Raw genomic sequence first — 22,869 nt, 5'->3', positions numbered from 1 at the left:
GCACTGATTTAATAAGCTTGACTCACGGGGTTTCTGTCCCGCAGCCGAAACTTGTTGGTGCCCCTAGTTTGTTAATGGCATCAGTAACATCGCCGAGCTTCAAGTCTTTGACGCCCTTATCTGATGCGGCTTTGGCCTTGAGTGCGTCAAGCGTTGCCTTCGTTCTTGCACCAATTTCTGTTTGCGCCTTTTCAATAACGCGCTCTACTTTTGCAACGGCAGCAGCAACTTCGGCGTGCGCCTTGTCTAGCGCAAGTTGCCCGGTAATCCGCGCGTCAGGGTCGGCTTGGGTTAGAGCCATCTTCGCAACTGCAGCCCCCAGTACTGCTGTGGGTTCAACCAAGGTCTGTAGGCAAGCAGTCAAAACGGCAGGTTTGGTGCCATGAAGCTTGGTCAATGGCTCAAGTACGCTGGTGTTCACTGCGGCCTCCAAGGTTTTTCGGACCTCGGACGATTTCAGTTCGCTTCGGCTGCCTTCTTTGGCTTTTTCCTGCAAGGCTTCAAATTCACCCACTACCTGACTACCTTGTTGTGCAATGTAAGCGCCAATACGTTCTGCGGCGCTGTTCGCATTTGCAAGAGCGCGGCTGGGATTCCCATTTAAGTCGGTGCGGGTGGAGGTGACCAACATGGACGGCACGTCGCTCCCCGCCAGCGCCAGCAACTTGTCCAGCGTGCCGTCTGCCACTAGTTTTGACGAGGGGGTGTTTTGGATTTCCTTCAGCGCGTTGGCTCCGGCCATAGCGCGCGCCGCCATGCGCATGCCTGGGCTTTCTACCTCGCGGATCGAATCTTGCGCTTCGATCAAGCCTGACACTGCGGAGCAATTGCCGTCGATCACGATGGCGTCATTGATTGCGGCTTCCATGGAGTATTCGGCAATGCTTTTGCCTTGACGGGCCTCCACCAGTTCTTTCTTCAAACGGTTTTGCCGCAGCTCAATGCCTTGCACGATAACGTGTGCTGCCAAGTTGCTGTAGTAACTTTGGTTGTATTCACTGCGTATGCCGCTGAACAAGCCGGCGGCCCCAGCGAGGCTGCGCGATGCGTCGGCACCGGGTAAAACAGCGCCAAGAACACCGGCGGCTGTGGTGAGTGACCCCAGCGTGAAGTTAACGTCTACCTGTTGGCGACGTAGGTAGGTCTTGAACACATTGCAGCGGGACGTAGAGACCGCAATGATTTTGTCTTGCACGCTGTTGCGACGCAGGCGCTTCCAATCATCCCCATCGGGCTGGCGTCCAAACCAGCTTAGGACTAGGTCGTAGCGCTGGCCGAAGCCAATGTTTCCCTTCACTTCGTCTGTCACCGTTAGTCGCCAGTCCTTGCTATATCCATCCCGCACGGATTGACCTTCAGGGTCGATCAACTCCAACAAGTTGACTTGTTCAAAACTGTCCCGACGCATTGCCGGGTAACTGCTGTGCTGATCAACCCGGCTGATCTGCTCAATGGTCTCCTTGCGATGGCCTTCGTCTCTTGCAGCCTGAAACTGAGCGCAACCGCCAAGTACGGTCAACACACACGATACGCAGACCCAGCGGCCAGACATTGCAAAAGAGGTGCTCACAAGAGTGTTCTCCACAGATAGTTATTTGCTTGGGCGATGTAAGCCTTCTAGAGGCTAGCGAGGGTTTTGCCCACATGCATCACCCGCCGGGGTCATGAGACTCAGTTTTTCGATGTTTCACCATCATCGTGTCTAAAGATTTACAAATGAAAGCAGGGGCGGATGAAGGCAAACGTACATAAACGTGCAGTTTGGTGCAACTCAGGCGCGCGCAGAGCAATGCGCATCTCCAGCGGCTCGACATGGCACTTTGGGGTGTAGGCCACTAACTGATCGGCGCGGTCTTCCCCACCCCGCGCTTTAGCCCCTTTGTAAAGCGCCAGTTGAACGATGCTGGACACCACGCAGTGATCGCGTGCAGGCATTTCCGCCTCTAAAACTGCTCCAGCCCCGGATAGAAAATTCAAGCGCGTGAGGCAAAGTTTGACTCAAACTTTGAGACTCGAAGCGCGTTTTCCCCAAACAGTTTGAGTGTTTGCAGCCATTCAATGGCGAGGGTTTGGGATGCAAGATGGCTTGAGGCCTGGCGCGGGTTGTGCGGCCATGTCCCAGCCAGGCTCGCCTGATGACTGGAGTCAGACCTGAGCGGGTTTACTTTGTCGCACTGACACGCAATACAAAAAAGCCCGAACCGTTGCCAGTTCGGGCTTTTTGCTTTGTGGCTCAAGCCAGCCTATTTCTTCTGCGGCGGCACATCCGTGCAGCTACCATGTGCAATCTCCGCCGCCATGCCGATGCTTTCGCCTAGCGTGGGGTGGGGGTGGATGGTCTTGCCGATGTCCACCGCGTCTGCGCCCATCTCGATGGCCAGCGCGATCTCGCCGATCATGTCGCCGGCGTGCGTGCCGACCATGCCGCCGCCAAGAATCTTGCCGTGGCCATGTGCCTCCGGGGAGTCATCAAACAAAAGTTTGGTAACACCTTCGTCGCGACCATTGGCAATCGCGCGGCCGGATGCAGTCCAGGGGAACAGGCCCTTCTTGACTTTGATGCCTTGCGCCTTGGCCTGGTCTTCGGTGAGACCCACCCATGCCACTTCGGGGTCGGTGTAAGCCACGCTTGGGATCACGCGGGCGTTGAACGCCGCAGCAGCCAATTCTTTGTTGCCTTGCAGTTCACCGGCAATCACTTCGGCTGCTACGTGCGCTTCATGCACCGCCTTGTGCGCCAGCATGGGCTGGCCCACGATGTCACCGATGGCGAAGATGTGTGGCACGTTGGTGCGCATCTGGATGTCGACGTTGATGAAGCCACGGTCGGTCACCGCCACACCCGCCTTCTCGGCGCTGATCTTCTTGCCATTGGGCGTGCGGCCCACGGCTTGCAGTACCAAGTCGTACACCTGCGGTGCGGGGGCCGCAACGCTTGCGTTGCCTCCAGCCTCGCCCTCTTCCATCGCCGCAAACGTCACTTCAATGCCTTCAGGCAAGGCGCGTGCAGACACGGTCTTGGTCTTGAGCATGATGTTGTCGAAGCGCTTGGCGTTCATCTTCTGCCAGATCTTGACCAGGTCGCGGTCGGCGCCCTGCATCAGTCCGTCCATCATTTCCACCACGTCCAGGCGCGCGCCCAGCGTGCTGTAGACGGTGCCCATTTCCAGGCCGATGATGCCGCCGCCCAAAATCAACATGCGCTTGGGCACTTCCTTGAGCGCCAAGGCGCCGGTAGAGTCCACGACGCGTGGGTCGTTGGGCATAAAAGGCAAACGCACGGCTTGCGAGCCGGCTGCGATGATGGCGCGCTTGAAGGCGATGACCTTTTTGCTGCCAGTCTTCTCTTGGGCTGTGCCGCTGGTTTCTTCCACTTCCAGGTGGTTGGCACCCACAAAGTTGCCGTAACCGCGCACGGTAGTGACTTTGCGCATCTTGGCCATGGCAGCCAAGCCACCAGTCAACTTGCCGATGACCTTTTCTTTGTGGCCACGCAGCTTGTCGATGTTGACCACGGGGGCACCGAAGTCCACACCCAGGTCGGCCATGTGGCTGACCTCGTCCATGACGGCTGCCACGTGCAACAAGGCCTTGGAGGGGATGCAACCCACGTTTAAGCACACACCGCCCAGGGTGGCATAACGCTCGACCATGATGACCTTGAGGCCCAAGTCAGCCGCACGGAACGCTGCCGAGTAACCGCCGGGGCCGCCACCGATGACAACCAGGTCGCACTCCAGGTCCGCATTGCCGCCGAAGCTGCTGGCCACAGGGGCCGAAGCAGCGGAAGCCGCTACAGAAACAGGAGCTGCGGGCGCAGATACAGCGGGCGCTGCAGCCAGTTTTTCAGCTGAAGCTGCCGCAGCACCTTCCAACATCAACACTACAGAGCCTTGCTTGACCTTGTCACCTAGCTTGACCTTAAGTTCTTTGACCACCCCCGCTTGGGACGATGGAATTTCCATGGACGCTTTGTCGCTTTCCACGGTGATCAAAGATTGGTCGGCCTTGATGGTGTCGCCGGGCTTGACCATCAACTCAATGACGGTGACTTCGTCGAAGTCACCAATATCAGGAACTTTGATTTCTACGATTGCCATATAGGTTCCTTAGAGCAGCACGCGGCGGAAGTCACCCAGGATCTGGCCCAGGTAGACGTTGAAGCGCGCCGCAGCTGCGCCGTCGATCACGCGGTGGTCCCAGGTCAGCGACAAGGGCAACATCAGGCGTGGCTGGAAGGCCTTGCCGTCCCATACGGGTTCCATCTGGCTCTTGCAGACGCCGAGGATGGCGACTTCAGGCGCGTTGATGATGGGCGTGAAGTAGCGGCCACCGATACCACCCAGTGAAGAGATGGTGAAGGTCGCGCCACTCATGTCGGCGGGGCCGAGCTTGCCATCTCTAGCCTTCTTGGCCAGCTCACCCATCTCGGTGCTGATCTGGAAGATGCCTTTCTTGTCGGCGTCTTTGATCACAGGCACCACCAAGCCGTTAGGCGTGTCGGCCGCAAAACCGATGTGGTAGTACTGCTTGTAGATCAGCGCATCGCCGTCCAGCGAGCTGTTGAACTCGGGGAACTTCTTGAGCGCCGCCACGCAGGCCTTGATCAGGAAGGCCAGCATGGTGACTTTGATACCCGACTTCTCGTTCTCTTTGTTGGTAGAGACGCGGAAGGCTTCGAGGTCGGTGATGTCGGCGTCGTCGTGGTTGGTGACGGCCGGGATCATGACCGCGTTGCGCAGCAAGTTGGCACCGCTGATCTTCTTGATGCGAGACAGTTCCTTGCGCTCGATGGGGCCGAACTTGGCAAAGTCGACCTTCGGCCAAGGGATTAATCCCAAGCCGGCGCCGTCGTTGCTGCCGGACGCCTTGGCTTGCGCCGCAATGGCCAGCGTTTGCACCGCACCGCTCATCACAGAGCGGGTGAAGCCTTGCACGTCCGCCTCGGTGATACGGCCCTTGAGGCCAGAACCCTTGACTTCGTTCAAAGGCACGCCCAGCTCGCGGGCGAACTTGCGCACGGATGGGGATGCATGGGGCAAACCGAGGGTGGTACCACCGGGCGCATGCGCGGGCACAGCCACAGCGGCAGGTGCTGCTGCGGCAGCGGCCACAGAAGCCTGAGCTGCTGCAGGAGTAGCTGGTGCAGCAGCTACCGCTGCGGGAGCGGCCGCAGGCGCTGGTGCGGCACCAGCAACGCCTTCGAGCACCAAGACGAGGTCGCCAACGTTGACCTTATCGCCCACTTTGGCTTTGATTTCTTTCACCACACCAGCCGCGCTGGACGGAATTTCCATAGAGGCTTTGTCGCTCTCCACGGTGAGCAAGCTTTGCTCCAACTTGACGGTGTCTCCCACCTTGACCATGAGTTCGATCACCGCCACGTCTTTAAAGTCGCCGATATCGGGGACGCGCACATCCACTGGGCCGGCCACCGCGATTGGGGCAGCTGCCGCCAGGGGCACAGGCGCTACAGAAGCAGGAGCAACCTGCGCTGCTGCGGCGGGCGCAACAGCCGTTTTTACCTCCGCAGCACCAGCCACTTCCAGCATCAAGACCAGCGAGCCTTGCTTCACCTTATCACCCATCTTGACCTTGATCTCTTTCACCACACCAGCTGCGCTGGAGGGGATCTCCATAGAGGCCTTATCGGACTCCACGGTGATCAAAGACTGGTCCGCCTTGACGGTGTCGCCAACTTTCACCATGAACTCGATCACAGTGACCTCATCAAAGTCGCCGATGTCGGGCACAAAAATTTCAATCATTGCCATGTTGCTTGTCTCCGACTTAAGCGTTAAGGGGGTTGACCTTGTCGGTCTTGATGCCGTACTTGGCAATGGCTTCTACCACTTTGCTCACTGGCACAGTGCCTTCTTCGCTGAGTGCCTTCAATGCGGCTACCACGATGAAATGGCGGTTCACTTCGAAGTGCTCGCGCAACTTGGAGCGGAAGTCGCTGCGGCCAAAGCCGTCGGTGCCCAACACTTTGTAGGTGCGGCCCTTGGGGATGAAGGGGCGAATTTGCTCCGCGTAATTCTTCATGTAGTCGGTAGATGCAATGACGGGACCGGTGTGCTTTTCCAGCTGCTGCGCCACGAAGGAAGTACGCGGTGCGTCAGCGGGGTGCAAGAGGTTGTAACGCTCAGCGTCTTGGCCGTCGCGGGTCAACTCGTTAAAGCTTGGGCAGCTCCAAACGTTGGCGGCAACGCCCCAGTCTTTTTCCAGCAACTCTTGCGCCGCAATGCTCTCGCGCAAAATTGTGCCCGAGCCCAAGAGCTGCACACGTGGGGTGAGCTTGGCACCCTCTTTGCACAAATACATACCCTTGATGATTTGCTCTTCGGTGCCGGGTGTGAGGCCGGGCATGGCGTAGTTTTCGTTCAAGAGCGTGAGGTAGTAATACACATTGTCTTGCTTCTCGACCATGCGCTTCAAACCATGGTGCAAGATGACGCCAACTTCGTGGGCAAACGTAGGGTCGTAGCTCACGCAGTTTGGAATAGTGCCTGCCAAGATGTGGCTGTGGCCGTCTTCGTGTTGCAGGCCTTCGCCGTTAAGCGTGGTACGGCCAGACGTGCCACCCAACAAGAAGCCGCGCGCTTGCATGTCGCCAGCAGCCCATGCCAAGTCGCCAATACGTTGGAAGCCGAACATGGAGTAGTACACGTAGAACGGGATCATGATCCGGTTGTTCGTGCTGTAGCTGGTGGCAGCTGCGATCCAGCTGCTCATGCCGCCGGCTTCATTGATACCTTCTTGCAGGATCTGTCCGGCCTTGTCTTCCTTGTAGTACATGACCTGGTCTTTGTCGACCGGGGTGTACTGCTGACCCGCTGGGTTGTAGATGCCCACTTGGCGGAACAAGCCTTCCATGCCAAAAGTACGCGCCTCGTCTACCAAAATGGGCACCACGCGTGGGCCCAAGGCTTGGTCGCGCAGCAACTGGGTCAAGAAGCGCACATACGCTTGTGTGGTCGAGATTTCACGCCCTTCGGGAGTGGCTTCCATCACAGACTTGAAGCTGTCCAGCGCCGGAACGGTGAAGCTCTCGTCGCTCTTGGTGCGGCGATGTGGCAAGTAGCCGCCCAAGGCCTTGCGGCGCTCGTGCAAATACTTCATTTCAGGCGTGTCTTCAGCAGGCTTGTAGAAAGGCAAGCTGGCGATTTGGCTATCGGGCACCGGAATGTTGAAGCGGTCGCGGAAGGCTTTGATGTCTTCGTCCGTGAGCTTTTTGGTCTGGTGCACATTGTTTTTGCCCTCACCGCTCTTGCCCATGCCAAAACCTTTGACGGTCTTGATAAGCAACACGGTGGGTTGGCCTTTGTGCTTGACGGCAGCAGCGTAAGCGGCATACACCTTTTGGGCGTCGTGACCACCGCGGCGCAGCGCCCAGATGTCGTCGTCGCTCATCTTGGCGACCATCTCGGCGGTGCGTGGATCTTTGCCAAAGAAATGCTTGCGCACGTAAGCGCCGTCGTTGGCCTTCATGGCTTGGTAGTCGCCATCCAGCGTTTCCATCATGACCTTCTTGAGCGCACCGTCTTTGTCGCGGGCCAAGAGAGGGTCCCACTGGCTGCCCCACAAAAGCTTAATCACGTTCCAACCCGCACCGCGAAACTCGCCTTCTAGCTCTTGCACGATCTTGCCATTGCCACGCACAGGTCCGTCCAAGCGCTGCAAGTTGCAGTTCACCACGAAAATGAGGTTGTCCAAGTTTTCACGGGCTGCCAAACCAATGGCGCCCAAGGATTCCACTTCATCCATCTCGCCGTCGCCGCAGAACACCCACACCTTGCGGTTTTCGGTATTGGCAATGCCACGGGCGTGCAGGTATTTCAAGAAGCGCGCCTGATAGATCGCCATCAATGGACCTAAGCCCATGGACACCGTGGGGAACTGCCAGAACTCGGGCATCAACTTGGGATGTGGGTAGCTGGACAGACCCTTGCCGTCGACTTCTTGACGGAAGTGGAGCAACTGCTCTTCGGTCAAGCGGCCTTCTAGGTAGGCACGGGCGTAAACGCCGGGGGACACGTGCCCTTGGATGTAGAGGCAATCGCCACCGTGGTTTTCGCTCTCCGCATGCCAGAAATGGTTAAAGCCAGCACCAAACATATGGGCCAGCGAGGCAAACGAACCGATGTGTCCACCCAAATCACCACCATCTACGGGGTGATGGCGATTGGCCTTGACGACCATGGCCATGGCGTTCCAACGCATGTAGGCGCGCAGACGCCCTTCTAGTTCCAGATTGCCGGGGCAGCGCTCTTCTTGATCAACCTCAATGGTATTGACATAGCCAGTGTTCGCGGAGAACGGCATGTCAATGCTTTGTTGGCGAGCGTGTTCCAACAATTGCTCCAGCAAGTAATGCGCGCGCTCAGGGCCCTCACTTTCGATGACTGCGGACAGCGCGTCCATCCATTCACGGGTTTCCTGGCTATCCGCATCAACGGCGCTAGCTGGGTTCTGGGGAACTGCTGACATTCATGTCTCCTGGTTGTTTTCGAAGGGCCTAAACGAATCTAGTACTGTACCTCTAAGTTTCTCATAGATTTCTCGAAATTTCAACAAGTGCTTTGTCATTTCATAATGTGGATTATTACATTGGTGAGAGTTTGTTTCTATAGCTGGCAAACCAGCGGCAAGCCCTAAACTCAGAACATGCCCTTGCCACAATTGAGCACTTTGCCCAACCAACTCTCTCTCACCACCATCGGACGCGCGCGTGCTTGGTGGAAACGACTCACCCCGGTGCGCCAAGACCGTTTTGCAATGCTTGCACCCTTGGTCGCGGTCATGTTGTTTTTCATCGCCATCGTGGCTGCCCTTGGCTACTTGCGTATCGAGGAAATGGACCGTGAACAAGAAGCGGTACAACGGGACGTGGAGTACAGCCAACAAAGGCTGCGTTTGCGTTTGCTTGAACGCCAAGAACAATTCATGCGTGTGGCTCGCGAATTGGCTAACAGAGAGCTCAGCGTGGCGGAGTTCAAAACCCGCGTGGAGTACATGCTCAACCAATACCCCGAGGTCCAAGGCGTTGCGTGGATCGATGAACGTCGACGCGTCAAAGTCAGCAGTGGGACCGCGATCAACGCCGCCAGCCAGTTAATTACGGCGCAAGAAAACAGCAAGCGCTCAGATACCGAAAGTGGTTTTCTGCAAGCAAGAGACACTGCCTTACCGATCTATATCCAACAAGTTCGCAACGGAGAATTCACTCCATTGCTGCAACTCCATGTTCCCTTGGTAGATAAAGGCCGGTTTGTGGGGGTGCTATTGGTGGAATATTCCGTAGATGGCCTTTACCGCTATGGAGTGCCTTCTGAAATGTCTGCCCGGTACGCTGTTTCACTGCTGGACGGCAAAGGTGCCCTGATTGCAGGCTCCTCCATCCCCACCAAGAAAGTAGTGAGTAAGTTCTTGCCCTGGGCGGCCCCTAGCAACGAGTACACCATGCCCGTATCCCCCGTCGGAGACGGTTTGGTAATGCGGGCCCAAGCGTACCGAGCTTCGATGAGCGTCGTCAGCAGTGGCCTTTTTTGGCTCGTCACCGCACTAAGCGTGATGACAGCTTGGATGTTGATTGCCAACTGGCGCCATAGCCGCCGTCGCTTGCAAGCACAACAAGCCTTGATACAAGAAACCACCTTCCGCCGGGCCATGGAAAACTCCATGCTGACCGGGATGCGAGCGATGGACTTGCAAGGCCGCATCACGTATGTGAATGCGGCGTTTTGCCAGATGACCGGGTGGTCAGAGTCTGACTTGGTGGGCCGAACCGCCCCCTTCCCCTATTGGCCGGAAGGTGACCGCGAACACCTGGCCGCTCGGTTAGAAGAGGAAATGACAGGCAACAATACCGCTGGCGGATTTCAGGTGAGCGTGCAGAGGCGTGACCGCTCCAAGTTTGAAGCACGTTTGTATCTCTCACCCTTGATTGATGCCAACGGCGTACAGACCGGTTGGATGACCTCAATGACCGACATCACTGAGCCCAACCGCGTAAGAGAGCAGCTCACTGCCGCCCACCAGCGCTTCACGACGGTACTGGAGGCATTGGATGCCTCTATCTCAGTTGCTCCGTTGGGGAGTGACGAGCTCCTATTCGCCAACAAGCTCTACCGCCAATGGTTTGGCATCCGCGCTGACGGACATTTGCAGTTGGTGGCCGAAGCCGGCGTGCCAGCCGCACAACCCAATGACGAATCACGCGATGAGGTCGATGCATTTGCAGGCCTCCCTACCACTGCGCTGTCAGAAACAGAAGCGGAGCGCGCCGAGATTTTCATCGCCGCCTTGGGGAAGTGGATGGAAGTGCGTACTCGTTACCTCAGCTGGGTAGACGGACGATTAGCGCAAATGGTGATCGCCACAGACATTACCTCCAGGCGCTTAGCAGAAGAACAAGCAGCCACCCAAGCCGAGCGCGCACAAACTGCCAGTCGCATGATCACCATGGGTGAAATGGCTTCTAGCGTGGCGCATGAACTCAACCAACCACTGACCGCGATCAACAACTACTGCAACGGCATGGTGTCGCGCATCAAAGCCAAGCAAATCACTGAAGAAGAGCTCTTGGGCGCCTTGGAAAAAACCGCCAAGCAGGCGCACCGCGCAGGCCAAATCATTCAACGCATACGCTCCTTTGTGAAACGCAGTGAGCCCAACCGCACCAATGCCGAAGTAGCCACCATGGTGGCAGAAGCAGTGGAACTGGCAGAAATTGAGCTACGCCGCTTCAATGTGCGCCTGAACCACTACGTGGCGGCCCGCCTGCCCCAGCTCTTGGTAGACCCTATATTGATTGAGCAAGTGCTGGTCAACCTACTGCGCAATGCAGCAGAATCGATTGATATGGCCTTGCGGCAAACGGCGCAGCGGGTGGTGGAGTTGCGCGTAGTTCCACGTCGTGTGGATGACAAGCCCGTGATTGAATTCTCCGTACAAGACACCGGAAAAGGCATTGCCCCCGAGGTCATGGCGCGCTTGTATGAAGCCTTTTTCTCCACCAAGGCGGACGGCATGGGCATCGGCCTCTCGCTATGCCGCTCCATCGTTGAATCGCACATGGGAAGAATGACTGCTGAGAACATCTACAATGGCAATGTGGTCACGGGATGCCGGTTTTCTTTCTGGATTCCGCTGTCCGAAGCCAGTCCGGACTCGATAAGAATTCCGCGTATCAGCAAATAATTTCTTGGACTCCATCAATGAGCTTGATTCCTAAAAAAGGCACTGTCTACGTGGTTGATGACGACGAAGCCGTGCGTGATTCGCTGCAATGGCTGCTTGAAGGCAAAGACTACCGTGTGCGCTGTTTTGATTCTGCAGAATCGTTTCTGAGCCGCTACGACGCACGTGAAGTGGCCTGCCTGATTGTGGACATTCGCATGGGCGGCATGACTGGCCTTGAACTGCAGAACCGCCTGATTGAGAGCCGCTCACCGCTGCCTATCGTGTTTATTACCGGCCACGGCGACGTGCCTATGGCAGTGGACACCATGAAAAAAGGCGCGATGGACTTTATCCAAAAGCCTTTCAACGAAGACCAATTGGCCTCGCTGGTCGAGCGCATGTTGGAACAAGCCAAGGGCTCATTCGCTGAGCACCAGCTGTCAGCCAGCCGTGACGCCTTGCTGTCCAAGCTCACCATGCGGGAAGCCCAAGTGCTGGAACGTATTGTGGCGGGCCGCCTCAACAAGCAAATCGCGGATGACTTGGGCATCAGCATCAAAACGGTGGAAGCGCATCGCGCCAACATTATGGAAAAGCTCAGCGCCAATACCGTTGCTGACCTACTGAAGATCGCCTTGGGTCAAAACGCACCGAAAGCCGCCTAAGAAAACGCTACTTTTTAGATAGCAAGCTACGCCCGCCATTCTTCGAATTGTGGGCGTTTTTACTTTAATCGACTATGACAACACCCACTCTCGCCCAAACCATCGACGGCAACGCACTCGCAGCCCAACTCCGTGCCGATGTATTTGCCCGCACCCAGGCCCTTAAAGCAAAGGGCGTCACTCCAGGTTTGGCTGTGGTGTTGGTGGGCGACAACCCAGCGTCTCAGGTGTATGTGCGCAACAAGGTCAAGGCCTGCAGCGACAGCGGCTTGCACTCGGTGCTAGAGCGCTACCCCGCCACCATGACTGAGAGTGAACTGCTAACGCGCATTGATGCACTTAACGCAGACGCCAGCATTCAAGGCATTTTGGTGCAGCTGCCCTTGCCTGCGCACATTGATGCACACAAAGTGATCGAAGCTATTTCTCCCTCCAAAGACGTGGACGGTTTTCACGTGGCCAGCGCAGGCGCGCTTATGGTAGGCCAGCCAGGCTTTTGGCCCTGCACCCCCTATGGCTGCATGAAGATGTTGGAAAGCATTGGCTACGACCTGCGCGGCAAACACGCGGTGGTCATCGGACGCAGCAATATTGTGGGCAAACCCATGGCTTTGATGCTGCTCCAGAAAAACGCCACCGTAACCGTTTGCCACAGCGCCACCACCGACCTGAAAGCCATGACCTTGCAAGCCGATGTGATTGTTGCTGCCGTGGGCAAACGCAATGTGCTGACGGCCGATATGGTCAAGCCAGGTGCCGTGGTGATTGATGTGGGCATGAACCGCAATGATGAAGGCAAGCTTTGCGGCGACGTGGACTTTGAAGGAGTGCGCACCGTCGCCAGTTACATCACCCCCGTGCCCGGCGGCGTGGGTCCTATGACCATTACCATGCTTTTGGTGAACACCTTGCAAGCGGCTGAACTGGCTGCTGCAAGCCGCTGATACGCGCTGTTTTCCCTCTGGCCTGTGCCCATCGCTTGATTCTTTGCTGCCCACCCGCATCTGACCACCTATGACCAATCCCCTGCTCTCCTCTGCCGACCTTCCTCTGTTTGACCAAATCGCGCCGGAACATGTATCTCCGGCACTAGACGAGTTGCTGGCCAAGGCGCAGGTAGCACTGACTGCTGTCACAGAGCCAAGCTTTCCTGCCGAATGGAATGAGATTGCCAAGGTATTGGATGTAGCCACAGAGAAACTGGGCCGCGCTTGGGGCAGCGTGAGCCACCTCAACAGCGTGGCCGATACGCCCGAGCTACGTGCTGCGTACAACGAAGCGCTTCCCAAAGTTACCGAGTTTTGGACCAAGCTTGGGGCCGATGAACGCCTGTACGCCAAGTACAAGGCTATCGACGTCGCCACGCTGAATGCAGAGCAAAAACAGGCCCACAAGAACGCCATGCGCAACTTTGTATTGGGCGGCGCTGAACTCACAGGCGCTGCGCGCGACCGTTTTGCAGCAATTCAAGAACGCCAAGCGGAACTCGGGCAAAAGTTCAGCGAAAACGCACTCGACGCCACAGATGCCTTTAGCTACTACGCCACCGACGAAGAATTAGCCGGTGTGCCCGACGATGTACTACAAACGGCCAAAGCGGCAGCACAAGCTGAAGGGAAAGAAGGCTACAAGCTCACCCTCAAAATGCCGTGCTACCTGCCGGTGATGCAGTTTGCCCACAGCAGCGACTTGCGCGCCAAGCTGTATCGGGCCTACGCCACCCGTGCGTCTGACCAAGCGGATGCCGAAGCCGCCCAACGTGACAACGCACCCATCATTCGCGAAATTCTGGCGCTGCGCCAAGAAGAAGCCCAGTTGCTGGGCTTTGCCAACTTCGGTGCCTTGTCGGTCGAGCCCAAAATGGCCAACTCCACCGATGACGTCATCACCTTTCTGCGCGACCTAGGGCACAAAGCCCGCCCGTTTGCTGAGAAAGACCTGGCTGACCTGCGCACCTTTGCCAAGGACGAGCTGGGCTTGGCTGACCCGCAGGCGTGGGACTGGCCATTTGTCAGCGAAAAACTCAAAGAAGCCCGCTACGCCTTCAGCGAGCAAGAGGTTAAACAGTACTTCACCGCACCCAAAGTGCTGGACGGCTTATTCAAGATTGCCCAAACCCTCTTCGACTTAGAAATCAGTCGCGACACAGCGCCCGTATGGAACGCCGGCGTAGAGTTCTATCGCATCGAGCGGCGCACCGCCACCGGCTTGCAACTGGTAGGCCAGTTCTACCTTGACCCGGCTGCGCGCAGCGGCAAGCGTGGCGGCGCGTGGATGGACGATGTGCGCGCACGCTGGTTGCGGCCCGACAACGGGCAGTTGCAAACCCCGGTTGCCCACCTTGTGTGTAACTTTGCGCAAGGGGTCGACGGCAAGCCCGCCCTGCTCACCCATGACGATGTGACCACCTTATTCCACGAATTTGGCCACGGCTTGCACCACATGCTGACCCAAGTCAACGAACACGATGTGTCCGGCATCAGCGGTGTGGAGTGGGATGCGGTCGAGCTGCCTAGCCAATTCATGGAAAACTTTTGCTGGGAATGGAGTGTGCTCAAGCACATGACAGCCCACGTAGACAGCGGCGAGCCATTGCCCCGCGCGCTGTTTGACAAGATGCTGGCGGCCAAAAACTACCAAAGCGGCATGCAAACTTTGCGGCAAATCGAGTTCGCGCTCTTTGACATGCTGCTGCACACCACGCCGCAAACCGACGGTGACTTTATGCAACTGCTAGACCAGGTACGACAAGAAGTAGCGGTCTTGCAACCCCCTAGCTGGAGCCGCACTCCACATACATTCAGTCACATTTTTGCGGGCGGCTACGCGGCGGGCTATTACAGTTACAAGTGGGCAGAGGTACTCAGTGCCGACGCCTACGCTGCGTTTGAAGAAACCGCAGCGGCAGACGGCACCCCCAACCCCGAGACTGGCAGACAATACCGCCAAGCGATCCTAGAGGCGGGTGGAAGCCGCCCAGCCATGGAATCGTTCAAGGCCTTCCGGGGCCGCGAACCCCGTATAGACGCCTTGCTTCGCCACCAAGGCATGACCCAAGGAGCCCATTAATGACTGTGCAGCTGTTTAAAGCCAAACCCGCCCTCTGGCTCGCCAGCGCCTTGGTTTTGGGTTTTGCCGTGACTGCATCCGCCCAAACGGTGTACCGCATCGTGGGGCCAGACGGCAAAGTATCGTTCTCTGACAAACCTCCAGCCAACCCAGAGCAGGGAAAGATTGCAGCGACCGGCATTGGCGCAGCGGGTGCGGCGTCAGCGTCTAACCTGCCCTTTGAGCTGCGCCAAGTGGTGAGCAAGTTCCCTGTCACGCTGTACAGCTCCGCGAAATGTGGCCCTTGCGACAGTGGCCGCTCTATGCTGACCAACCGAGGCATTCCGTTTACCGAGAAAACCGTCAACACCAATGAAGACTCGGAAGCGCTGCAGCGTTTGACCGGAGACACTTCACTGCCCGTGCTGACCATAGGCAGCCAGCGCCTCAAGGGTATGTCGGACGCCGAGTGGAACCAATACCTAGACGCTGCAGGCTACCCTAAGTCGTCCCAACTGCCCCTTGGCTACCGCTATGCAGCTGCCACGCCCTTGGTGCAAATCGCCAAGCCTGCACCGGTAGCCCCCAAAGAAAAAGCGCCTGAACCCAAAGTGGATCTCACGGCGCCTCCAGCCTTCAACCCCGCCAACCCGGCAGGGATAACGTTCTAAGCCGTCGGCTTTAGAACGTCAGCGTTTTCACGCCTGCAGGCGTGCCCAGCAAGCACACGTGGGCACGCTGCACGGCAAACACCCCCACCGTCACCACGCCCGGCCACTGGCTTACGGTAGCCTCAAACGCCAGTGGATCGGCAATTTGCAAGCCGGTCACATCCACAATACACTGGCCGTTGTCGGTCACCAGCGGTTTGCCATCTTTTTGGCGAATGCTGGCGCTGCCGCCTAGGGCTTGGAACTGGCGCATCACCCGCTGGCTGGCCATGGGAATCACCTCCACAGGCAAGGGGAACTTGCCCAAGGTTTGCACCAGCTTGGACTCATCGGCAATACACACAAACTGTGTGGATTGGGCAGCCACAATTTTCTCCCGGGTGAGCGCCGCGCCACCGCCCTTGACCATATAGCCCTTGCCATCAATTTCGTCCGCACCGTCGATGTACACGGCCAGTTGGGTCACCTCATTGCAGTCAAACACCGGGATGCCCAAGGCCTGCAGGCGCTCGGTGCTGGCCACGGAACTGGATACCGCGCCTTTGATTTGGTCTTTGATGGTGGCCAGGGCGTCAATGAACTTATTGACCGTAGAGCCCGTGCCCACCCCCACAATTTCACCGCGTACCACGTACTGCAAGGCAGCTTGCCCCACCAGTGTTTTGAGTTCGTCTTGGGTGAGCGCCGGGGCGTTGGCGGAGGATGGTGTGGTCATCTGAGAAAATCCCTCAAGCAAATTACAAATCGGTTTGAAATACTGGAGGAATTATCCGATGTCCCTTGTGCCTTACGGTCTCGCCCGTCGCTTTTTATTCAGCCTAGACCCCGAGGCAGCCCATGAGGTCACCATGGCGGGACTTGCTAAGGCCCAAGGCACGCCCTTGCAGTGGGCGTACTGCAATACCCAAGTGGATGACCCCATTGTGTTGGCAGGCCTGCGCTTTCCCAACCGCGTCGGTATGGCCGCAGGCTTGGACAAGAATGCACGCTGCATCGATGGCCTAAGCGCCATGGGCTTTGGCTTTGTTGAAGTAGGCACGGTGACGCCCAAGGCCCAACCCGGCAACCCCAAACCCCGCATGTTCCGCTTGCCCAAGGCTAACGCGCTGATCAACCGCCTAGGCTTTAACAACGAAGGTTTGGATGCGTTTATTGACAATGTGCAGCGCTCCAGCCTGCGCCAAGCCAAGAGCCCGCGCTTGGTCTTGGGCCTGAACATCGGTAAAAACGCCGCAACGCCCATCGAGCAAGCCACCAGCGACTATTTGGCGTGTTTGGATGGCGTGTACGCCCATGCGGACTACATCACCGTCAACATTTCCAGCCCCAACACCAAAAACCTGCGCGCGCTGCAAAGTGACGAAGCGCTGGATGGCTTACTCAGCGCGATTGCCCAGCGCCGTGAAGTACTGGCCACCCACAACGGCACACCGGACGGCAAAGGTGGAGTCACCCCACTGCGCAAACCTATCTTTGTAAAGATTGCCCCTGACTTGGATGAGGCCCAAGTTCAACTCATTGCCGCCACGCTGCTGCGCCAAGGGATGGATGGCGTGATTGCCACCAACACCACTCTAAGCCGCGACGCGGTGCAGGGCATGGACCATGCGCAAGAAGCAGGCGGCTTATCGGGCGCACCGGTGCTTGAAATGAGTAACCGCGTGATTGCGCAACTGCGTGCGGCGCTGGGGCCAAAGTTCCCCATCATTGGCGTGGGCGGCATCATGAGTGCAGCCGACGCAGTGAGCAAAATCAAAGCGGGGGCCGATGTGGTGCAGATTTACACCGGCCTGATCTACCAAGGCCCCCAACTGGTGGCCGATGCGGCCTTGGCGATCAAAAACATGGGCAAATAAGGGCTCTAGCGCCCATGCATATTGCGCGAGTAGCTATATAAACAGTAGCAACCCAAGCAGCCAAAGAAAGCTGGTTTGGACGGCCCCTCGCTAGGGCTCCAGCAGCCCTTGCACGAATGCACCAATGGCCAACGCGCTGGTCAGGCCGGGGGATTCGAGTCCCATCAGGTTCACCAAGCCGGGCACGCCGTGGTCGCGCGGGCCTTGGATGCAGAAATCAGCCGCCGCCTCTTGGGGCCCACTGATTTTGGGCCGCATGCCCGCGTAGGCAGGGCTCAGCGCCCCGTCGGGCAAGGCAGGCCAATACTTGCGCACCTCGGCATAGAACGCATCGCCCCGGGCTGCCTCCACCTGCAGATCGTCGGCCCGCTCTACCCATTGCACATCCGGCCCAAACTTGGCTTGCCCGCCCAAGTCCAGCGTGAGGTGCACGCCCAAACCGGCTTTTTCAGGCACGGGGTAAATCAGACGAGAAAACGGGGCTCGGCCTGCCAAGGCAAAGTAACTGCCTTTGGCAAAGTAGGCGGTGGGCAGCTTAGCTTGGGGAAGGCCTTGCGTATGGCCTGCCAGTGCGACCGCGCCATGGCCCGCTGCGTTGACCACTGTGCGCGCGCGCAGCTGCGTTCCATCCTCCGCTACCACTTCAATAGCATCTTGCGCATAGTGCATGCGCGCCACAGCCGAATTCAGCGCCAAAGTACCGCCTGCATTCTCCAAGTCGGCCAACAAAGACAGCATCAGCGCGTGGCTGTCCACAATGCCAGTGGACGGTGACAGCAAAGCGCCCACGCATTGCAGCGCTGGCTCTAGAGCCTGGGCCTGTGTTGCAGACAAAAGCTGCAAGTCATGCACGCCGTTGGCTTGCGCTTTGTAGATGATGTTCTGCAGCTCGGCCAGTTGCGTGGCGTTGGTAGCCACAATGAGCTTGCCGCAGCGTTGGTGCGCCACGCCACGGCTGGCGCAGTAGTCATACAGCATGGTCTTGCCCTGCACGCATAACCGAGCCTTTAAAGAGCCAGCGGGGTAATAAATGCCCGCATGAATCACCTCGCTATTGCGGGCGCTGGTTTGGGTGCCTATGGCGTTTTCCGCCTCCAGTACCCACACTTCTCTCCCCCCCAAGGCCAAGGCCCGCGCTACGGCCAAGCCGATCACACCCGCACCAACCACCACGCAATCTACAGTTTCCACACCCGAATCCCTTAACGAAGCTCAAAGAAATAACTATCCCCCGTATCCACCAACTGCTTGCCGGGCGGCAGGGTAAGGTACGCACGCGCCTCACGCGTGTTCAAACCAAAGGTGGCGCTCACCGGGCCTTGGGGGGTCTGCCCGTAGGCGTAGCCCCGGGTTGCACTGAGCATGTTAAAGCGCAATTCTGTTTCTACGCCGGCATTGCAACGCAAATCAATCACACCATGCATGGTCGCGCTGTAGCGCAACTGCCCCACACAACTTACGAGGGGCGCAGCTTCAGAAGGCTGTAGTGTTTTGGCTGTGCGCTGGCTGCGCACTGTCATGGTGCCCGTGCGGTCTGGCAAAAGCTGCATATCCCCTTGCAGCAATTGCCCGTCAACCACCAAGGTCGCCGGCAGCAAGGTAGAAAACAGCAGCAAACTGGTCTCAGACACGCGTGCGCAACCTATAAGCAGACCCACAAGCCCCAAGGCCGTGGCAGTACGCCAAGCAAAAAACCGCATAGAGACCTCCATTGTTTGAGCTTCGTGCACCACGGGCATTGGCACTTGTCGTAAAGCCGCCAAAAAAACCATGGTGTAGTCGGTGTACTATCTTAGACAACAGCGGCTTGCGCATGGCTTCTATTTGCCGATCTTTCCTTCGGCATCTTTGAGGCCACAGGCCAAGCATCCAAAGCACTACAGCCATTCATCGCAGGAGAACCGAATGCCCAACTACACCGATGCCGTTGGCACCGCTTTCACGGCACCTCAACTGTGGTTGCGCATCGTGCTTGGGCTACTCGCTACTTTGGGCGTATTGGCAGCGCTGTTTTTTGTGGGGCCCCGCAACGAGTTTGGCCCCAACACACCAACGACCCGGGCGGCACCACCTCAGGCGATTGCGGAACTGGACAACTGGGTCAAAGCCAGTGAGGCTGCGTACACCGACATCAAGCCCAACAACCAAAAAGGCATTGTGTGGGCGACTGAGGCAAAGACACGTACCCCATGGGCTGTGGTGTACCTGCATGGCTTTTCTGCGAGCCGTATAGAAACTGCGCCAGTGGCCGACTTAGTGGCCAAGGAACTGGGCGCAAACTTGTTCTACACCCGGCTCACCGGCCATGGCCGTGCGGGTGCCGCCATGGGTGATGCGAGCGTACAAGACTGGATGGCGGATGCCCAAGAAGCCGTGCGCATTGGTAACACATTGGGCGATAGAGTCTTGGTCATTGCTGTTTCCACAGGGGCAACGCTGGCAACTTGGTTTGCAACGTCTCCTGACAGCAACAAAGTGGCAGCGTATGCCTTCGTATCGCCCAACTTTGGCCCCAAAGATAAGCGTGCTGAATTGATCAACGGCCCTTGGGGCAAGACCATCGCGCTGACTTTAGAAGGCGAAACCCGTGGTTGGACGCCTGCCAATGACCGCGAAGCCAACGGGTGGACCACAAGCTACCCCACCCGCGCCATATTTCCCATGATGGCTTTGGTCAAGAACGTGCGGGAGAGCGACCTCTCTGTATTTCAAACCCCGGTCATCATGCTGTACAGCGAACAGGATGAAACCGTGGACCCCACAGAAACGCAAGCCGCCTTCACCCGCGTAGGTGCCCCACTCAAAGCCCTGGAAGCGGTAACCTATAGCAAAAGCGTAGGGCAACATGTATTGGCGGGGGACATCAAAGACCCTGCTGCAGTGGCCCCTATGGTCACCACCATCACCAAATGGACCAAATCCTTGCCTCAAGCCCAAAACTGAGCCGTGTCAGAGCAAACCACCACCCCTGGGCCTGAACTGGTAGAGCGCTTACCCCTCAAGCTGTTGGGCTTGCGCACTGGCATGGCCTTGCAGACCCGACGCTTGGTTGAGGGGACGACCAAAGCGGAGGCGCAGTTTTACGGAGCTATAGAGTCCAAAGGTGTCATGGTAGGCCCCTTGGGCCCAGAGGGGCAAAGCACGGGCCTTACGGAGGGTGACGTCTGTGTCGTGCGCGGCTTCACAGGCCAGCTAGAGTTTTCTTTCCTGAGCAAAGTGCTTCAAACCTTTGAAAAGCCATTTGCCTACGCCTTGTTGGCCTACCCGGCACAAGTGGACTGCCGCACGGTGCGCAAGTCGCTGCGCACCCAGACCTCATGGCCCTGCCAGCTATGGACGGGCGAGCCCAGCGGCATTGCCGAACTTGCAGCGGTGGAGGGGCAGTTGGTGGATATCAGCATGGCAGGTGCCATGGTGAAAGCATCCAGCCCCGTGGGTCCTATCGGGGGGGCGATTACGCTCACTATTTCCGCAGAAATAGAAGGCGAACCACTACCCATCACGGTGGCTGCACGCATTTGCCACAACAACCCCGCCGGCGAAGATCAGCAGTTTTGCATTGGCATGGCGTTCGGTGCCACCACACAGCAAGCCAAGCTAGCCCTGCACTACCTGACGCAAACACCGCGCAAATGAAGGGCCATCGCCTAGAGCACGGCTGCACTTCGCCCCTATTTCCCTCCCCACCCAACAGCGATTGGGGCTAGACTTATCGACGCAACTTCCGCTGTAGGAGGGTTGCCTTCGTTCGTTGTATCCAGTGCGCTGCCACCCAGGAGCGCAAACCGACCCGAGTTGCACTATGAACCTGAGCACAGTTTTTTTGGTGGTCGACGATATGGAGGGCATGCGCCGCATTCTCACCAATAGCTTGCAACAAATGGGCATGAAGCATGTCATCACGGCCAACAACGGCGCTGATGCGTGGCGCATCTTGCAAAACCAAAAGATTGATGTGGTGATCTCGGACTGGAACATGCCCGTGATGACAGGCTTAGAGCTGCTCAAGACCATTCGCGCCAGCGCCAAATACAGCAATTTGCCAGTTCTCATGATGACGGCAGAGACCGAGCGCCACCAAGTGCAAGTGGCCATTGAGGCAGGCGTGTCCGAGTACATGGTCAAGCCTTTCAACGTGGGCGCGCTGGAGGCCAAAGTTCGCAAAGTGATTGAGCACCCACGGCCCATCAGCCTGCGGTCCAGTCGCCACGTGCCGGTGGTTACGCGCAACGCCCTCCCCGCTGCCAGCCGCATCACCACCCTTGCCGACCCCAATGTGGTGGCCACCAAGCCGGTGCTCTTGGTAGTAGACGACGTGCCGGACAACTTGGATGTATTGGTCGCGCTGCTGGGAGACGACTACCAAGTCAAAGCGGCCAATAGTGGCGAGCGTGCACTCAAAATCTTGGACTCAGGAAAAATACCTGACCTCATTTTGTTGGACGTGATGATGCCCGACATGGATGGTTTTGAGGTGTGCAAGCGCATCAAGGCCAACCCGCTCACAGCCGACATTCCCGTCATTTTCTTAACAGCCATGAGCGACACCACCGACGTCACCAAAGGCTTTGCGCTCGGCGCTGTGGACTTTGTGAGCAAGCCTGCGGAGCCGCCCATCCTCAAAGCGCGCATTGAGACCCACCTCAAATTGCGGCGATCGTTCGCCGAACTCAAACGCAACCGCATTGCGCTCATCGAAAAAAATGCCGTGCTGGAAGACAACATCCGCCTGCGCGACGAGGTGGAGCGCATTGCCCAACACGACCTCAAAAACCCGATTGCAGGGATCATCAGTTTTTCGTCTAGCCTGTTGAGCGACAACCTGATGTCCAACAACCACAAGGAAATCGTCAAGTACATAGAACAAGCGGCCTACAGCGTGCTGGGTATGGTCAATCTGTCGCTGGACCTCTACAAGATGGAACAAGGCACGTATGAGTACCACCCCAGTACCGTAGAGCTTGGCCCCTTGCTGCAGCGTATTGCCAAGGAAATGCGCTCAGAGCTTGGCGCGCGACAGATCACGTTGCAGTTCGCCAACAAGGGCTCCGCTGCGGAGACGCCAGACGCCTACCCCGTGATGGGGGATGAGTTGCTGTGCTACTCCATGTTCAACAACCTACTGAAAAACGCCATGGAGGCGGCACCCACTGGAAGCGCCATCCAAGTAGACCTAGACATTGTCAACGGCAAGGTGCTGGTCAAAATCCACAACCTGGGCGCGGTGCCCAAAGACATACGCGACACGTTTTTTGACAAGTTTTCAACGTCCGGCAAGCAAGATGGCACAGGGCTTGGCACCTTCTCTGCCAAGTTGTTTGCAGTTACGCAACAAGGTGAGATTGCCATGTCCACCAGCGACGACACACCTAGCACCACGCTCACAGTGCAGCTGCCGTATGCCCTCCATAGCGAAGTGAAAGACACGCGCCCCTGACCGCAACC

The 22,869-nt window shown here is 57.6% G+C and carries 17 protein-coding genes; 9 read left to right on the top strand and 8 right to left on the bottom strand.

The features are described 5' to 3' along the window. Positions 1-22 precede the first annotated feature (22 nt). The 5 genes from EXZ61_RS09780 to aceE form a co-directional block, all read right to left on the bottom strand. On the bottom strand, positions 23-1,570 hold the full coding sequence (locus tag EXZ61_RS09780; RefSeq protein ID WP_142811348.1) for a hypothetical protein: 1,548 nt from the start codon (positions 1,568-1,570) through the stop codon (positions 23-25). 140 nt (positions 1,571-1,710) lie between these two features. Continuing rightward, a complete protein-coding gene (locus EXZ61_RS09775) occupies positions 1,711-1,935 on the bottom strand; it encodes a type II toxin-antitoxin system VapC family toxin (protein WP_142811346.1) in 225 nt (74 codons plus the stop codon). Positions 1,936-2,243: 308 nt separating this feature from the next. Then, on the bottom strand, positions 2,244-4,100 hold the full coding sequence (lpdA, locus tag EXZ61_RS09770; protein ID WP_142811344.1) for a dihydrolipoyl dehydrogenase: 1,857 nt from the start codon (positions 4,098-4,100) through the stop codon (positions 2,244-2,246). 9 nt (positions 4,101-4,109) lie between these two features. Then, complete coding sequence (gene aceF, locus EXZ61_RS09765; RefSeq protein ID WP_142811342.1) at positions 4,110-5,774, bottom strand: dihydrolipoyllysine-residue acetyltransferase; 1,665 nt, start codon at positions 5,772-5,774, stop codon at positions 4,110-4,112. Between the two features lie 16 nt (positions 5,775-5,790). Then, positions 5,791-8,490 carry a pyruvate dehydrogenase (acetyl-transferring), homodimeric type gene (gene aceE, locus EXZ61_RS09760; protein WP_142811340.1) on the bottom strand — a complete coding sequence of 900 codons (2,700 nt, stop codon included), beginning with the start codon at positions 8,488-8,490 and terminating at the stop codon, positions 5,791-5,793. Between the two features lie 177 nt (positions 8,491-8,667). Here aceE and EXZ61_RS09755 point away from each other — a divergent pair, with 177 nt between their 5' ends. The 5 genes from EXZ61_RS09755 to EXZ61_RS09735 all read left to right on the top strand — a co-directional run bounded on the left by EXZ61_RS09755 (position 8,668) and on the right by EXZ61_RS09735 (position 15,568). Further along, positions 8,668-11,202 (top strand): PAS domain-containing sensor histidine kinase, encoded by a 2,535-nt coding sequence (locus EXZ61_RS09755; RefSeq protein ID WP_142811338.1) that lies wholly within the window; start codon positions 8,668-8,670, stop codon positions 11,200-11,202. Positions 11,203-11,219: 17 nt separating this feature from the next. Continuing rightward, positions 11,220-11,849 carry a response regulator transcription factor gene (locus EXZ61_RS09750; protein ID WP_142811336.1) on the top strand — a complete coding sequence of 210 codons (630 nt, stop codon included), beginning with the start codon at positions 11,220-11,222 and terminating at the stop codon, positions 11,847-11,849. Between the two features lie 74 nt (positions 11,850-11,923). Next, positions 11,924-12,793 carry a bifunctional methylenetetrahydrofolate dehydrogenase/methenyltetrahydrofolate cyclohydrolase FolD gene (gene folD / locus EXZ61_RS09745; RefSeq protein ID WP_142811335.1) on the top strand — a complete coding sequence of 290 codons (870 nt, stop codon included), beginning with the start codon at positions 11,924-11,926 and terminating at the stop codon, positions 12,791-12,793. 70 nt (positions 12,794-12,863) lie between these two features. Then, the gene (locus EXZ61_RS09740) at positions 12,864-14,918 is read left to right on the top strand and encodes a M3 family metallopeptidase (protein WP_142811333.1); all 2,055 of its coding nucleotides are present in this window, start codon (positions 12,864-12,866) and stop codon (positions 14,916-14,918) included. Further along, positions 14,918-15,568 (top strand): glutaredoxin family protein, encoded by a 651-nt coding sequence (locus EXZ61_RS09735; RefSeq protein WP_142811331.1) that lies wholly within the window; start codon positions 14,918-14,920, stop codon positions 15,566-15,568. The genes EXZ61_RS09740 and EXZ61_RS09735 overlap by 1 nt, the downstream gene beginning before the upstream one ends. A 10-nt stretch (positions 15,569-15,578) precedes the next feature. Here the strand turns inward: EXZ61_RS09735 and rpiA are convergent, their stop codons facing one another. Further along, positions 15,579-16,283 carry a ribose-5-phosphate isomerase RpiA gene (gene rpiA, locus EXZ61_RS09730; protein ID WP_142811329.1) on the bottom strand — a complete coding sequence of 235 codons (705 nt, stop codon included), beginning with the start codon at positions 16,281-16,283 and terminating at the stop codon, positions 15,579-15,581. 58 nt (positions 16,284-16,341) lie between these two features. On the opposite strand from rpiA, the gene EXZ61_RS09725 reads away from it, so the two are divergent. After that, positions 16,342-17,424: a quinone-dependent dihydroorotate dehydrogenase gene (locus tag EXZ61_RS09725; protein WP_142811327.1), complete on the top strand. Its 1,083-nt coding sequence runs from the start codon at positions 16,342-16,344 to the stop codon at positions 17,422-17,424. 90 nt (positions 17,425-17,514) lie between these two features. Here EXZ61_RS09725 and EXZ61_RS09720 read toward each other — a convergent pair whose 3' ends face one another. Further along, entirely contained in the window at positions 17,515-18,615 is a 1,101-nt protein-coding gene (locus EXZ61_RS09720) for an NAD(P)/FAD-dependent oxidoreductase (protein ID WP_142811325.1), read from the bottom strand. 11 nt (positions 18,616-18,626) lie between these two features. Beyond that, positions 18,627-19,124: a hypothetical protein gene (locus EXZ61_RS09715; RefSeq protein WP_142811322.1), complete on the bottom strand. Its 498-nt coding sequence runs from the start codon at positions 19,122-19,124 to the stop codon at positions 18,627-18,629. A gap of 205 nt (positions 19,125-19,329) precedes the next feature. Between EXZ61_RS09715 and EXZ61_RS09710 the strand changes: the two genes are divergently transcribed. From EXZ61_RS09710 to EXZ61_RS09700, 3 genes are all read left to right on the top strand, one after another. Next, positions 19,330-20,367 carry an alpha/beta hydrolase gene (locus EXZ61_RS09710; protein ID WP_142811320.1) on the top strand — a complete coding sequence of 346 codons (1,038 nt, stop codon included), beginning with the start codon at positions 19,330-19,332 and terminating at the stop codon, positions 20,365-20,367. A 3-nt stretch (positions 20,368-20,370) separates the two neighbouring features. Beyond that, positions 20,371-21,060 carry a PilZ domain-containing protein gene (locus EXZ61_RS09705; RefSeq protein WP_142811318.1) on the top strand — a complete coding sequence of 230 codons (690 nt, stop codon included), beginning with the start codon at positions 20,371-20,373 and terminating at the stop codon, positions 21,058-21,060. A 166-nt stretch (positions 21,061-21,226) separates the two neighbouring features. Then, complete coding sequence (locus EXZ61_RS09700) at positions 21,227-22,861, top strand: response regulator (protein ID WP_142811316.1); 1,635 nt, start codon at positions 21,227-21,229, stop codon at positions 22,859-22,861. Positions 22,862-22,869: the final 8 nt, after the last annotated feature.

The organism is Rhodoferax aquaticus (genome assembly GCF_006974105.1).
In the GTDB taxonomy this organism is placed as follows: domain Bacteria; phylum Pseudomonadota; class Gammaproteobacteria; order Burkholderiales; family Burkholderiaceae_C; genus Allorhodoferax; species Allorhodoferax aquaticus_A.
The sequence above is the reverse complement of the archived record's forward strand: the minus strand, read 5'-3'. Positions and strand labels throughout refer to the sequence as shown.